This is a genomic window from Streptomyces sp. NPDC006372 (assembly GCF_040612515.1).
In the GTDB taxonomy this organism is placed as follows: Bacteria; Actinomycetota; Actinomycetes; order Streptomycetales; family Streptomycetaceae; genus Streptomyces.
Genome location: NZ_JBEXQJ010000006.1, coordinates 232,779 through 247,340, shown reverse-complemented (window position 1 = coordinate 247,340; position 14,562 = coordinate 232,779). Strand labels below are relative to the sequence as shown.

Sequence of the window (14,562 nt, the reverse complement as noted above, 5' to 3'; positions counted from 1 at the left end):
GAGCACGGCGAGCACGGCGAGCACGGCGAGCACGGCGAGCACGGCGAGCACGGCGAGCACGGCGAGCACGGCGAGCACGGCGAGCACGGCGAGCACGGCGAGCACCAGGGCGACGATGAGCACCCACCAGTGCGCCAGCAGCCAGTTGACCACCATCACGACCAGGCCGATGACCGCTGCCGCCACCACAGCGAAGGCGATCAGCTGAGCGTCCTTTTGTTGCTGCCGCTTGCTCGGGCGCCGGGGACGCCGCCGTGCTGGCGGCCGCCGACGCGTCACCGGGTCCCCTCGGCCTCAGGGAACCGGATGGGGTACGACACCGTGGGCCGCGGCTGCACGATCCGCGGCGGCGGGGCGTTGTCGAAACGGATCGGATACTGCACGGTCGGCTGGGGTCGCGGAGCCGCGTCTCCGCTCCCCGCCGGGGTGTTGCTGTTGCCTAACGCCATCACGGCTAACGCGAACCCGGCGAAGATCGTCATCTCTCGTCTGGCGCCCGGGGCCCACCGTGAATGTCCGCGAACCGGTGTCCCATCAGAGCGCACATACGGGCGTACCCAAGGCATAGATGCCTCCCCCTCGAAGCGACCGGACCGCCCATGGTGACAGCAGGCACTGACAACCGGTCCGCACAGCAGCACATTCGGTGATCAAGGAAGGCCTGAAACAGGACGCTGCGGCGTCTAGGTCTGCCTGCTCGGCGAGGAAGAGGGTGAAGTGTTGGCCTCTACCGGGCGTTCCGGGTGCTGGCCCTTCAGGCCAGCGCTCGAGCGCTCCGCAACCAGCCTTCTGTTACTCACTTTCGGGTGACGTCCCTGCCTCTTGTGGAGTGGGACGGGCACCGAGTATCGGTTGGTGCGGACGGTGATCTGGCTGTAGCGGTCGACCCTGGGGGTGAATACCCGCCCGGTCTCGAACGGCTCATCCGGCAGCGGCAGCAGCAGAGGCTGTTCGACAGCGAAGTACTCGTCGATAGTCCGCGGCCGCGAGCCGATCCTGCGGCGGCCGTCGTGCAGGTCCCACTGTTCGACCATCTCGTTCAGCTCCGCCAGCGAGGAAACCTCCGGCACAGGGGTGAAACCCCTTCCCCTACGGCCAGGAGTGGAAAGGGCTGGTCAGCACCATGGAGAGGACACTGCTGCTGCACCGCCACGCTCCCGGCACGCTGGTCAAGCTCGATCGCCTCCTGCACAAACGGACCGGCGGCATGATCGGCGCGCTCTCCCACCAGATCCGCGGAGCCGCGATCGACGCGGTCCTCACCGGCACCGAAGAGATCACCCAGGACAGCCTGGAGGCCGTCCCGCTCGACGTCGCCGCCCAGTCCCCACGGCTGCTGGCCGACGCGAGGGACAAGTGGTGACCAGGACGCCCCTCAGCACCACCCCGATCAGGCAGCTCCCCTTGCAGCCCCGCCCCCGAGCAGGCGAGGGACGCACCGCGTTCATCGAACGTCTGGCCACCGCGAACTTCCTCCGGCCCAGCTACCTACGCGCCTACCTGCGCGACCCCGATTCCCCGAAGAAGACCCCGTCCTGGGAACGCCTGGCCGCGATCACCGGCCGCGACCCTGCCCTCCTGCAAGAAGTCCTCGAACGGAAGCAGTGCGTCGAGTGCGGCAGGCCCCTGCCGATCGGGGACTACCTCACCAAGCGTCGGCGATGCTCCCGTGCCTGCCGCCAGAAGAGCTACCGCAAGCGCCACCCCAAGCCGCTGAAAACCATACGGATCACCAACTGTCAGGGCTGCGGCAGGGGGCTGTCCTACCATCGGCAGCCGCGTCAGTACTGTTCACCGGCATGCCGACAAGCCACCTACCGCAGGCGGATGACCGCAGCGCGCCCGCCGCAGATCCGTGCCAAGAACTGCCAGGCATGCGAGGCCCCTCTCCTCTCCGGCCCCACCACCAAGATCTACTGCTCGAAGCGCTGCGCCCGTTGGGCCTACACCACCCGACGCATCGATCGCGGCCTCCCACCCCTGCCCCAGCCAGCCGCGGACATCCCTCGGGGCATCCAACCGGACTGCTGCGTCGTCTGCGGGACGCCACTCACCTGGAGTTCCACGGGACAGATCCGGCTGACCTGCTCAAACTCCTGCCGAGCAAAACGTGCCTACCGGCGCAAGAAGGAAAAGCTCACCGCCACCGCCTACTGAGCTTCAACTCGTGATGTCGCCTTCCGGGGTCAAGGGTTGATGGTCAGTCCTGTCGCGACGAAGGCGGCACAACAGGAGCTTGCGCGGGGATCAGCCCTCGTTCGCCGTCGAAGGCGGCACTTGATCAACAGCGTGCAGAACGGCAGAAAGAGTCGCACTCTCATAGGCGTCCCGGACCATACGTGTGATGCCGCGTCACATGGCTGATTTCTGTGACTTCAGTACCGCAGAGATCGGGCAGAATCGGTGAGCTTCACACCGATGCCGGAACAGGCCGTGCAAGCCGCCACGTGGTGCGGCCGCCGGCTCGTCTGGCGAGCGAGGAAAAAGGAAAGACCATGTTGGCGGGGTTGGGCCTGGGAGCTGTTGAGTCGGAGTTCTACCGCCGCTTTCTGACACGGCCGACGTCGACCGCCGAGTGTGTCGGTGACTCGGTGGGCCTCTCCGCGCAGGAGGCCAGTCTTGTCGCAGAGCGGCTCTTGTCGCTGGGCTTGCTCGCCGGGACCGCAGAGGGAGAACTGCGTGCCGTCCATCCGGTCCTGGCCTGTCATCCGTTGTTGGAACGCGCCGAACTGCGTCTGGCGCGTCAGCAGAAGGAGCTCGAGCTGGGCCGTGCGGCGGTCGATGAGCTGGCCGCCGAGATCGGCGCGGAGAGGGTCTCCTCCCTTGCCGAGGCGGAGGTACACCGTGGAGCCGCCGGGGCCTGGTCGTTTCTGGAGCGAATCGCGGCCACGGCGTCGACGTCGGTACAGTGCATGGCCGCCGCCGGCGCCGCCCCGGGTGTGGGGGAGACCTCCGACTACACAGCGATCAGCGAGCTCGCGGCCTTCACCGCCCGACGTGGCACACACGTGCAGCTCCTGCTCCTAGAGAGCATCGACATCCTACCCAGCCTGGTGGACGGCGCCCACACGATGGCAGCGGCCGGTGTCGAGATCCGCACCGTGCCCACCCTCCCCGTCTGGGTGTTCATCGTCGACGACGAGTACGTCGCCACCGCTCTCGACCCCGCCGACAACCAGGCAGGGATCATGGTCGTCCGAACACCGGGGGCAGTCGCGGCCGCTGCCGATCTCTTCACCCGTCACTGGCGCGGAGCCGCGCCGCTTGCCGTTCCTGATCACCAGACCCCCCGTGACCTGATGGAGAAGCATCGCGAGCTCATCGCGCTGCTCGCCGACGAGGTGAAGGACGAGGCCATCGCGCGGCGCCTCGGCGTATCGCCGTCGACCGCACGGCGCCGCATCAAGGACCTCTGCCGCGAGTTCGAGGTGAGCACCCGCACTCAACTGGTGGTCAGGGCATGCCGGATGGGCCTGCTCGACTGATCCGGGCTGTGGGGCGAAGCAGACGAATCTGACGCCCCACCCCTCTCTTAACGATCTTGGTCACCTGTGCTCACGCCAGAGCTCACCACGCCAACCTGCACAGACACACCCCCAAAGCGTCCTACGGTGGTGACAGATCGCAGGCCGCAGCGCTTGAACGCGCAGCGACGCCCCGCATCGCGGTCATCCCACCACCACCGAAAGGTCGCTCATGCCTGCCCGCATGCCCGCAAAGCCCACGAGGACATCTGCATCCCGCCTCGGCGCAGCCCTGGTATCCCTCTCGCTCGCCCTCCTCCCGACCACCCTGGCAACCCCTCAAGCCCACGCCGCCGGACGAGGACAGGTGTGCTTCTTCCTCGACACCGACAGCGCGGGCGGGGCCGGACACGCCGGCTGGGCCGTCAAGGACACCGGCCGCGCCGACCACTACATCTGGGGAACCTTCCAAGGGCCGACCATGAAGCAGCCCCTCGCCATGGGCGCTCGCATCGCCGGGGGCACCTGGCGAGACCTGACTGCGAAAGGCAGCATCCTCGCCCCCTCGAAGTACGAGTTCTACCGATGCCAGACAACCGCGAGCGGCAGCATCGCCCACGCACAGCGCACCTACCGAGCGCTGGCCCGCACGAGCTATGACCTCCTCACGAACAACTGCCTGACGGGCGCCGGCGAGATCTTCCGGGCCTACAGCCCCGCCGTGAGCACACGGCACCTTCCTGATGGCCTGGGAGGCCGCCCCAACGGAGGCGGTCTGAGCCCGACCTACTACATCAAGACCCGCCTCACCTCACATGCCAGCGGCTGGGGCCCGGTCAACCGGTACTGACCACAGCACACCACACCGAGACACTCCGCTTCCCCGCCGACGTGTCCCTCGTACGCCTGACTTTCCACGGAGATATGAAGCCATGCGAAAAACACTCCTGATCCTCGGTCTGGCCCTGGTGGCCGCCTTCGGAATCGGCTACCTGGCCCTCCGCGACGACCAGCCACCACGTCCACCGGACAGCGGCAAGCCACCGGGCGCTTCCGCACTGCCGTACAAGCCGGGTGGCCCCCTGCCCGCCCAAGCAGCCGACGTCGCCCAGGACCTCGCCTCCAGCGACGCCGCCACCCAGCGGGCGGCACTGACCCCCGAACTGGATCAATCCCTGGCCACTGGCCGTCTTCTCCCCGAAGGAACCCGCATCGACCTGAGAAAGGACAGCTGGCACGAGGACAACGGCTACGCCAACGCACAGGCCACCCTGACGAAACCCGGGAAACCCGCACAGCACATCCTCATCGGGTTCGCCAAGCGGAGCACCGGATGGCGCATCACAGTGGTGGAGGTCGTCAAGTGACAGGACATTCGATCCAGGCGCGCATCCTCGCCCTGTGCGTCACCCTGCTGACCCTCCTCGACCTCGGTACGGTGTTGCCCGCTACCGCGGCCGCGGCCCCTGGCCCCTGTTCCACGGGCGGCAAGGTCGTGCAGGTCGAACCACGTGGGCCGGTGGCCAACAGCACGCCGGTCCTCTTCGTCCACGGCATCGCCTCCGGAGCCGACACCTGGAACGAACCGGAGGGGGTGCACCTGGCTGACAAGGCTCAGAAGGCTGGCGAGACGTACCGGCCGGGCAAGGGATCCTTTCCCGCGAGACTCGCCCAACTGCCCCGCGTCACGGCGTGGACCTACGACTACTCCGCGGCCCAGCCGGAATGGGTGACCGACAACCGCATCGGCCCGGGGCTCGCCAACGCCATCAACTGCCTGGCCCGCACCACCAAACACAAGGTCGTCGTCATCGGCCACTCCATGGGCGGCCTCGCCACCCAGTACGCAGCCTCACGCTCCGACGGCCGGTCCGACAGCAAGACGGGGCAGAACATCGCCGAGGTCATCACCATCGGCACGCCGACGCTCGGCTCCAAATCCATCATGCTCGCCCAAGCCTTTCCGGACGTTGTCGGACTGATCAACAAGCCCGCCGGCCTGGCTGCCGAAGCCATCTGGAGCTTCTGTGCGGGATACAGCCTCACGCACGATGAAAACATCTGCTCGTTCGTCAGCGCGCTCAAAGCGCCCCAGGGCCGCGCGCTCAGGTACCGCTCGGACGAGATCAGCAAACTGCCCCCCTGGCCCAGGGAACTGCCTGTCCGGGCGATCGCGGGCGATATCAGGTTCGTCCTGCCCAAGGAGCCCTTCGACGTCGGCCCGCCGCCCGAAGTGGGACTCGGGGACATCGCCGTCACCCTCGACTCCGCCACCGCGTACGCGAACCGGACCGGCAAGCCGCAGGTCCTCACCTGCCGCTCGAGCGGCCTGGAGGTTCTCGGGAGCGGCTGCAACCACATGAACATCAAGACCGATCCCGTCGTCATGGCGACGGTGATCAAACAGATCGAACGCCTCCGGGGCACACAACCCGTCAAGCCCGCCGACACGAACCCGTGCCCCACCCGCGCGGAACTGAAGACGGCAGTCACCCGCACCTTGCAAGCGCCCTCCGAAGTCCACCTCGGAGACAGCAAGTGCTACCCCGGCTGGTCAGCCGTCATCTGGGGAGACACTCCCGCCACTGACTCCGTGATCATCACGGTCTTCACCCGCACGGCCGGCCGACTCAAACTAGCCACCCACCTTGTGCCGGTCATGGAGGACGACCACGACCCGGACTGGGTCCGTGACTGCGGCCGACTCCGAGGCATGAAACCCCCCGCCCGGCTACTCGAGTTCACCGGCTGCCCGGCCACAGCCCAACAACCGACCATGACCACCATCGACGGCGCCGCGGCCCTGCGGCTCATCCAGCGGCACAACTTCAGCACCACTGTCACCGCACAGGAGATCACCCGCATGACCGGCCCGCTACGCGCCGTCCAAGCCTCCTGCGTAGGCAGCGCCAACGGCAACTGCGTCAGCGTGTTCATCTTCTACGGCAACAGGTACGTGGGCCAGGCGACCGGAGCCAGTCAGCTCCGCCTCGCCTCGCAGAACGGCACGGAAGCCACACTCACCCGACCGATCTTCAAGGACACCGATCCCACCTGTTGCCCCTCAGGAGGAACCGAGACACATCGCGTCCGATGGGGAGGCAGCGCTGTTGTAACCAAACCCTCCCTTCCCTACTTCGAGCCGGCAGACGAATTGCTGTAGGTCCTCTCCGTGGCACGGCTGGACCCGGGCGACGACAAGTGGACACCCCGCGGCGACTACGGCTGTCACATTCAAGATGAAAAGGAGAACTCTCATGGCCCGATGCAAGTCATGCCCCGACAAGAAGGGCGAGTGCCGAAAGTGCAAGGGCACCGGCAAGGTCGACGGCTTCCCTTTCCCGCGAGACTGCGACAAGTGCGGAGGCGACGGCGTCTGCAGCTCGTGCAACGGCGATGGATACACCTTCGGCTGGTAACCCACTGAGCGTGTCCTGGCAGAGAAGACGGGCGGGGTCGCCACCATCCGGCGGCCCGCCTGCTGATCTTGAACTTATGACGTCGTAATGGGCTGACCGTCGTTCGCCGACAATGCGCACAGTGGGAGCGAGAGTTCGCCGCGAACCGTCACTGTAATCAGTCCAACTTCGGTGACAAACAATCCAACTTCGATGTCAGAGGACAGCTGTGGACCAACTGGTCGGCGACCGGCCTTGGGCCGTCAGCGCGCCAGTCTGAGGCGAGCCGTCTCTGCGGCATGGGAGGCGGCTTCGATCAGCCCGAGTTCGCCGGCAAGCGTTGCCACAAAGGCATCTACCGCCTCGATCGCGCGGCCCTCCATGGTGTCGGGCTCTGCGAAGTAAGCCGCGAACTCTCCGGCGCCGATGCTCGCCATGGCGGGCCGACGGGCCCGGTAGTCGGCCCACATCGGTCTGTAGACGGCGCGCACTCGGTCGAGCTCGGTTTTCGTCGATCTCCTCGTGCCGGAGCCGGCGGACTGTTCGCTGTCGATCCTCGGCATGCCGGGCTGGACGGGCCAGGGCGAGTACAACTGGGTGAGGACCGCAGTCAGTGTGTCGATGTCGATCCGGCCCGTCCGCTCGCCTTCCCGAGGACGAGCTGGGCGGCGCGCCGTTGCTTGAAGGTGGCTGAGGGGTGGGCGAGTTGCTCAACGATGGCGCGGACGTTCTCGCTGCGACGGACGGCGGTCGTCTGGCCAGTAGCGCGCGTGGGTACGCCAGGCTCGGCGCGCCTGTGGGGTGAGCATCCGCGTTCCATCGGCATCGCCGCACCGCACCCCGGGCGCGCGCCACGGCTGGGCGGGCTCCCTATCACACGCCCCCTTGACCACGACCTGATCGCCAGCCGAAAGGGGGCTGTGTCAAGGGGAAACGTCCTCGGTGGCGGGCCTGGTCAAGGGGTCGGTCGGCGGTGGGCGCACCGGTGCGGCGCAGGACATCGTGTGCGGCGCACCGGGCGCGCGCAAGAGTGCCGGGCATCGTCGGGTGGTGCGCCGCCGGATGCGGTGGCGGACATCGCGGTGCGCACCACTGTGGCGTGCATCGTCATTCGGCGCACCGGAGTGGAGTCCACTCGGTGGAGCCCACAGGGTGGAGGCCACCCGATGTCGTGCATCGCCGCTTGTCGGCGTACACCTGAACGTCCCCACCCACGTACGGGCGAACGCGGCCAGTTCCTGACGTGTTGAGTGCGGCTGGTCGGCACTCTGCTGCGTAGTCAGTGTGCTGCGGCAGGGGGTGGTCGGCGATGGTCTTGGATCCGGGTCGGTGGGCCGAACTGCGACGGTTACGGGGCCTGTTGGAGTCCGGGGCGATGAGCCTGTCGGAGATTGCCCGGGAGACGGGGCTGGACCGCAAGACGGTCCGCAAGTACCTGTCGGGGCCCTCGACGCCGCCGCGTCGTTCGGCGGCCGGCAAGCTGGTGCCCAGGGTGATCGACGAGTTCGCGCCGCTGGTCGACTCGATGCTGCGGGCCGAGATCCTGATGAAGGCGTCGGTGATCCACGAGCGGCTGGTCGACCAGTACGGGTTCACCGGCAACTACCAGCGCGTCAAGCTCTATGTTCAGCAGGCCCGGCCCAGGGTCGCGGAGGAACTCGGCATCAGCCCCAAGGAGTTGGCGGGTCTGCACCGCCGCTTCGAAGTCATCCCCGGGGCCCAGGCCCAGGTCGACTGGGGCGACGAGGGCAAGATCCTCGCCCACATGGGCATTCCGAAGGTCTACTCGTTCCACATGACCTTGTCGTACTCGCGCGACCCGTTCTGCTGCTTCACCACGAGCCAGGATCTGCAGACGTTCTTCGACTGCCACCGTCGGGCATTCGCGCACTTCGGCGGGGTTCCGATGACGATCGTCTATGACCGGACCAAGACCGTCGTGCGTCGGCACGTCGCCCCGGGCGAGGCGGTTCCGCTTCATCCGGAAGCGGTCGGGTTCGCGGGCCACTACGACTTCGACATCGACGTCCTGGCCGCCTACCGGCCCCAGGGCAAGGGCCGCGTCGAGCGGCAGGTCCTCATCGTCCGCGATCACGTGCTGTCCGGGCGGGCGTTCTCCTCCATCGACGAGATGGACGCCGCGTTCGCGGCCTGGGTGCCCCGCCGCCGGGACCAGATCCACAAGACGCACCGGGAGGTCATCGGCATCCGGGCCGCCCGTGATCACGCTGCCCTCAGGCCGCTGCCGCAGACCCCGTATCTGGTGGCAGAGCGGCATCTGCGGCCGGTCGGCAAGGACTACCTGGTCGCGTTCGGCGGGAACCTCTACTCGGTGCCCGCCCGCAAGGTCCGCCCGCGTCAGCTGGTCGAGATCCGGGCGACGAAGTCCCAGGTCATGCTGCACGCGACCACCCCCGACGCCAGCGGCGAGACCCTTCTGGCCGCCCATCCCCGGGCGGTCGGCCGCGGCACGGTCATCAAACAGGACGAGCACTGGGACGGCCTGCCGACCGGGAAGAACCGCCGCACCACCACCGGCGACGGGCCACCGCCGCGGCGTCGCGAGCCCGCATCCGGCGGGCAGGTCGGTTCGCTGCAGGCCCTGCTGAACCGGGCCGCGGCCACCCAGATCGAGGTCGGACGCCGTCCCTTGTCGGTCTATGACGAACTGACCGGGACCCGGCCCTTCACCACCAAGTCGTCAACGAAGGAGTCGTCTTGAGCGAGCTGACCGGCAACCGCATCCGCACCACGGCCGGCAAGCTCGGCCTGCCCCACCTGGCAGAAACCATCAACGAGTACATCCGTCGGGCCGACGAAGGCAAGCTCGGCTACCTCGACTTCCTCGACCTGGTCCTCTCCGAGGAACTCGCCGTCCGCGACGACCGCCGCTTCCGCAACGGCCTGCGGCTCTCCAAGCTGCCGCACCACAAGACGCTCGACGAATACGACTTCTCCTTCCAGCCCGAACTCGACCCACGCAAGGTCAAAGACCTCGCCACCCTCTCCTTCGTCGAGGCCAAGGCCAACGCCGCTCTGCTGGGTCCGCCGGGGGTCGGAAAGACGCATATCGCCGTCGCCCTGGCCGTCGCGGCCTGCCGCGCGGGCTACTCGATCTACTTCACCAGCCTCGACGACATGGTCCGCCAACTCAAAGCCGCCGAAGCCGCCGGTCGACTGACCACCAAACTCACCACCTACCTGCGGCCGAGCGTCCTCGTGGTCGACGAGGTCGGCTATCAGCCCCTGGAGCGAGCAGAGGCGAACCTCGTCTTCCAGGTGATCTCCAAGCGCTACGAGAAGGGCTCCATCATCCTGACCTCGAACAAGACCTTCAGCGAGTGGGGCCAGGTCTTCGGCGACGAGGTCCTCGCCACCGCAATCCTCGACCGTCTCCTGCACCACTGCGACGTGGTCTCGATCAACGGCCCGAGCTACCGACTCAAGAACCGCATCCAGGCAATCGAGCGCGAGATGGACGTGGCCTAACAGCTGGGGACGTTCGCCCGTACGCACCTGGGGAGAAAACCTCGTACGCCGACACCGCTTCGTCTTGTCCGCCTTCGACTTCGGCTTCCAGGGCCGCTTCCAGATCGGCTGCCATCCCAGGGCCCATCGGACTCGGGCTCCTGGTCCTCGTCGAGCGCGGCGGATATGGCCTTGGCGGCTGCGCGGGCGAGGGCGTCATCAAGGCTGGGTTGTTCTTCCGGGGTGCTCACGCGACTCCTCCTATGGTCCGGCCCGGCGTGTGCTGGGTGCCAGGCTGCTGGGTGTGCGGCGGCGGGGCCGGCGCCGGGGCGGGCTGGGGGGCCGTGGGCGACGGCGCGCTCCTGGATGCCGTCCTGGAGCCTGGGGGCGGCGGCCTCGAGGGTCCGGCGGGTCTGCTCCACCGTGTCGACACCGGTCTCCTGCTCCAGGACGCGGACGGCCTCCCGGGCGGAGTGGAACGGCCGCGGGCGCGACCTCGAGGCGGCGGGCACGGCGACGGCGCGCGGCCAGGTGCGGGAGCTCAGGCGCTCCGTCCTGGAGGTCCTGGCTGATCGTTCAGCCGACCACCTCCGGTGTCCAGAGGGCGACCCCGGCTTCTCACTTGTGCTCGAGAGATTTCAGAGTCTGTTCCTCCATGAGCTGAGCAAGCTGTTCTGTGGCTATTCCGTGTCTGTCGGCAGCGGCCCAGTGGGCCAGCAGGCTGAGCGGCAGCCCGTATTCGGTAAGCAGCCTTACGGATTGCTGCGGGGAGATCATGCCGGGAGCGCCTGCCGCCAGGTGGCGGTAGCGGCGGTGAGCGCGTTCGACTGCCCGGGTGAAGCGGGCCTGCTCCTCGCGCACTTGATCCGTGATCTCCTCACGGTAGCGAGGAAATCCGCCTTGGCCTGCGAACATAGACGCCGCCTGCGATATGGAAGCCGTCATCGCTTCCGCGGGAACTCCCGCGCTCAGCAGGCGCCCCCCGCATTCTCTGAGGACGCGGCGCACCACGTGCCCGGTGCCGCGTCCGCGCGGGGTTATGCCGCTGCCCATGAGCAGAGCCAGCGTCCTCGACTCCGTCGCAACGGATCGCAACCATGTCTCGGTGGGCCTGGCTACTTGTGGGGTTGTGCTGTGGAGTCGCATATCGAGCCACGCCTGCAGGCCGGCGAGGCTCGGCAGCGGCATGCCCGCGTATCCGGTGCGGGTGGCGTTCACTGTTGATGCCAGGCCGTCCATTTGGAGAAGGTAGCCGATCTGCTCGGCACTCGGATTCGAGATGCTCGCCACGCCGAGCTGGACGTAGCGGCCGCAGACGCAAGCCGGTCCGCACTGTGCGGAACACGGGGGGCCACTGTCGAAAACCAGGCGGAGCAGAACGGGGCGAGTCCGGTCAGCGGATCGCACGACCTCGGCAGGTAGCTCCAACACTGAGAGAGAGCGCTTAAGCCCCGACACCCACGCCGACTGCTCGTCAGAGCCTTCGATCACGACCGCGGCGTGCCGTTCACTGACACCACTGGCGGCAAGAGCGCCGAGAAGATTGCCGATGGCTCGTACGTGTCCCTGGTGAGCGGTGGAGATGGCGGCTAGCACTAGTTCGGCTCCTCCAGGGTGGGCTGAGCCGAAGGGCGTTCGGCCGGCGGGAAACACGCACCACTGGTAGGTGACCACCAAGCCTCCGTGTGACCGTCCGGAGAACTGAGGCCAGTTCCACCATCGATAGGGATGTGCGAGTTGGGTCTCCTCGGCTGCCCCCACGACGGGTCCCGGGGGAACGAAGGCATGTCCAACATCTACAAGGTGACCAATGACGGCATCCAGTGATCGGCCAGAGCGAAGGATCATGACAGGGATTATGACAGACATGACTGCCCGCAGTCATACCTGTCAATAACAAGCCGAGAGGCGTTGACTCAGCCTGTAAATTTTCGCCAAAATAGCGTACCAAACCAGCACAAACACCATCAGATTTAGTCAAGATGATCATTGACTCGGCTTGTCAAGATGCGCATGATTACCTCACTCATTCCGAGAAACCTTCCGGGGGATACACATGCGTCGCTCTCACTTCGTCGCGTTTCTGATCGCCACTCACGCCCTGATCTTCGGCTTCGGTGTAAGTGGAATTTCCAACGCCGCTTCCGGAGAGTCCGTCATCGCTGCAGCCGCTTCGGCGCCCGAGCCGGGATTCCCGGGCTGCTGCTGAGGCACATCCCCCTTCGCCGTCGCCTTCGTCATCACGATCGGCAACGTGGCCAGAGACGGCGATGCCCCTGGCAAGCGCGAGCGGTCTCGGGGAACCGGCCATCTGCCAGGAGCATCGGAGTCACGGCGTTCCGCTTCCGCGGAGCGCTAGTCATGTCATTGCCGTCGGGTGCGTGCTCACTCGCCCTGACGCGCCATCTGGGACAACCTTTCCGTGCCGGCGGCCGGACGATGCCCCAGACACCTCATCGCAATCACTTACTTCTGGGGGATACACATGCGTCGCTCTCACTTCGTCGCGTTTCTGATCGCCACTCACGCCCTGATCTTCGGCTTCGGTGTAAGTGGAATTTCCAACGCCGCTTCCGGAGAGTCCGTCATCGCTGCAGCCGCTTCGGCGCCCGAGCCGGGATTCCCGGGCTGCTGCTGAGGCACATCCCCCTTCGCCGTCGCCTTCGTCATCACGATCGGCAACGTGGCCAGAGACGGCGATGCCCCTGGCAAGCGCGAGCGGTCTCGGGGAACCGGCCATCTGCCAGGAGCATCGGAGTCACGGCGTTCCGCTTCCGCGGAGCGCTAGTCATGTCATTGCCGTCGGGTGCGTGCTCACTCGCCCTGACGCGCCATCTGGGACAACCTTTCCGTGCCGGCGGCCGGACGATGCCCCAGACACCTCATTCCCTGGCGGTATGCGTACACGGCGCGTTCGGTGTCGCCCCGCGCGTCGAGGAACTCGGCCAGTTCACTCCAGGCACGCGCCGCTTGGCGGCTCGCGCCCGATGCCTCCAGCATGAGGGCGGCGCGCTCGTATGTTTCACGTGCACCTCCCTCATCTCCCTGCTGGCTACGTGCCATGGCCACGATCAGGGTGGCCCGTGCGGCTTCCAGCCGATGCCCGGTGCCTAGGTCCTCGAGCGCCTGCTCTGCTTCGACCTGAGCCTCCTCAGGATGTCCTAGTAGCAGCGCCGCGCGGCCCAATTCAGTGCGCGCGTAAGCCATGTCGATGCTGCCGCCCATGCGCTGGAGCGCGTCGAGTGCGTCGAGCAGCAACGCCTTGGCCTCCTTCGGCTGTGGAGGGTCTGCCTGGAGCAACACTGCAGCCTGCGCGATGCGCAGTCGGGCCAGGGCCCGTTCGTTGTTGTCCTCGCTATAGAGAGCCAGTGCGCGCTGGACCAGGCGCAGCGCATCAGGGGTTCGGCCCGACTCGTACGCGACCATGCTCGCGTTCCAATAGGCGGCGCCGAGAGCCTTGCGGTTGTTGACAACCGATGCTCGCTCTACGGCCAGTTCGGCCAGGTAACCCGCCCTGTGCATGTCCCCGCGCTCGCTGTAGAGGCCCACGACGGTGGAGACCAGCTCGATGCCTTCGGGGGTTGACAGCAGGTCCAGCTCCTGGAGTGCGGTGAGTGCCTGCTCACCGACGTCGATCGCCCGGCCCAGGTCACCCAGCTCGCGGTAGCAGCGGCACACAGCAATGAGGACGGCGATACGGTCCACGTGTTCGTGAGCCGCGGACTGCGCCGCCAGCTGTTCGTACAGACGGACCGCCTCTTCGAGTCTGGCCGCTCGCTCCATAGATCGGGCGAGGCCCCAGAGGGCGACGCCCCTCTGTGCTTCCTGACCCTCGCGGCTGCTGCGCTCGACGAGGACGGAGAAGCGCTCCAGGGCGTGGTCGACCTTACCGTCGGCAAGCATGAGCTCGGCGTACCCCAGTTCGAGGTCCAGTTCCTCGCTCTGCGGCTCTTCGAGGTGTGACAGCAGATCGGACTCGTCGCAACCGAGTCGGGAGGCGATTTTGACCAGCACCTCGCGGGACGGCGTGCGTTTGCCCGCCTCAACGAGGGACACGTAGCTGGGAGAGATGCCCTCGCCGGCCAGCTCCGCCTGGGAAATGCCTCGTTGCCGCCGGAGGTGACGGATCGTATCGCCGAGGGATAGCTGCCCTTCTGTTTTTGTCATCCTATCCACTCCCGGTCTTTTGGGCGATATTAACTCTTTGTCTTCTGGCTTGTCAGCCATGCAGT

General features: G+C 66.9%; 13 protein-coding genes. 8 read left to right on the top strand and 5 right to left on the bottom strand.

All coding sequences use genetic code 11. The annotated features are described in order from the left end of the window. Both ABZ016_RS13910 and ABZ016_RS13905 read right to left on the bottom strand, forming a co-directional pair. On the bottom strand, positions 1-186 hold a 186-nt coding region (locus ABZ016_RS13910; protein ID WP_356916799.1), incomplete at its 3' end, for a hypothetical protein. 497 nt (positions 187-683) lie between these two features. Continuing rightward, positions 684-1,070, bottom strand: coding sequence for a hypothetical protein (locus ABZ016_RS13905; protein ID WP_356916798.1), 387 nt, complete (start codon positions 1,068-1,070; stop codon positions 684-686). A gap of 53 nt (positions 1,071-1,123) precedes the next feature. Between ABZ016_RS13905 and ABZ016_RS13900 the strand changes: the two genes are divergently transcribed. From ABZ016_RS13900 to ABZ016_RS13875, 6 genes are all read left to right on the top strand, one after another. Next, a complete protein-coding gene (locus ABZ016_RS13900) occupies positions 1,124-1,363 on the top strand; it encodes a hypothetical protein (RefSeq protein WP_356916797.1) in 240 nt (79 codons plus the stop codon). After that, positions 1,360-2,157 (top strand): hypothetical protein, encoded by a 798-nt coding sequence (locus ABZ016_RS13895; RefSeq protein WP_356916796.1) that lies wholly within the window; start codon positions 1,360-1,362, stop codon positions 2,155-2,157. The genes ABZ016_RS13900 and ABZ016_RS13895 overlap by 4 nt, the downstream gene beginning before the upstream one ends. Positions 2,158-2,495: 338 nt before the next feature. After that, positions 2,496-3,485 carry a hypothetical protein gene (locus ABZ016_RS13890; RefSeq protein ID WP_356916795.1) on the top strand — a complete coding sequence of 330 codons (990 nt, stop codon included), beginning with the start codon at positions 2,496-2,498 and terminating at the stop codon, positions 3,483-3,485. Between the two features lie 223 nt (positions 3,486-3,708). Continuing rightward, complete coding sequence (locus ABZ016_RS13885) at positions 3,709-4,314, top strand: Tat pathway signal protein (protein ID WP_356916794.1); 606 nt, start codon at positions 3,709-3,711, stop codon at positions 4,312-4,314. 82 nt (positions 4,315-4,396) lie between these two features. Then, on the top strand, positions 4,397-4,831 hold the full coding sequence (locus ABZ016_RS13880) for a hypothetical protein (protein ID WP_356916793.1): 435 nt from the start codon (positions 4,397-4,399) through the stop codon (positions 4,829-4,831). After that, positions 4,828-6,627 (top strand): alpha/beta fold hydrolase, encoded by a 1,800-nt coding sequence (locus ABZ016_RS13875; protein WP_356916792.1) that lies wholly within the window; start codon positions 4,828-4,830, stop codon positions 6,625-6,627. Before ABZ016_RS13880 ends, ABZ016_RS13875 begins: the two co-directional genes overlap by 4 nt. Before the next feature lie 498 nt (positions 6,628-7,125). On the opposite strand, the gene ABZ016_RS13870 is transcribed toward ABZ016_RS13875, so the two are convergent. Beyond that, positions 7,126-7,425, bottom strand: coding sequence for a hypothetical protein (locus ABZ016_RS13870; protein ID WP_356916791.1), 300 nt, complete (start codon positions 7,423-7,425; stop codon positions 7,126-7,128). Positions 7,426-8,171: 746 nt separating this feature from the next. Between ABZ016_RS13870 and istA the strand changes: the two genes are divergently transcribed. Both istA and istB read left to right on the top strand, forming a co-directional pair. Beyond that, on the top strand, positions 8,172-9,584 hold the full coding sequence (istA, locus tag ABZ016_RS13865; protein WP_356916790.1) for an IS21 family transposase: 1,413 nt from the start codon (positions 8,172-8,174) through the stop codon (positions 9,582-9,584). Further along, positions 9,581-10,351, top strand: coding sequence for an IS21-like element helper ATPase IstB (istB, locus tag ABZ016_RS13860; RefSeq protein ID WP_356916789.1), 771 nt, complete (start codon positions 9,581-9,583; stop codon positions 10,349-10,351). Before istA ends, istB begins: the two co-directional genes overlap by 4 nt. Positions 10,352-10,948: 597 nt before the next feature. On the opposite strand, the gene ABZ016_RS13855 is transcribed toward istB, so the two are convergent. Together ABZ016_RS13855 and ABZ016_RS13850 are read right to left on the bottom strand one after the other, a co-directional pair. Further along, complete coding sequence (locus tag ABZ016_RS13855) at positions 10,949-11,620, bottom strand: alanine--tRNA ligase-related protein (protein ID WP_356916788.1); 672 nt, start codon at positions 11,618-11,620, stop codon at positions 10,949-10,951. Positions 11,621-13,144: 1,524 nt separating this feature from the next. Beyond that, a complete protein-coding gene (locus tag ABZ016_RS13850) occupies positions 13,145-14,557 on the bottom strand; it encodes a helix-turn-helix domain-containing protein (protein ID WP_356916787.1) in 1,413 nt (470 codons plus the stop codon). Positions 14,558-14,562 lie beyond the last annotated feature (5 nt).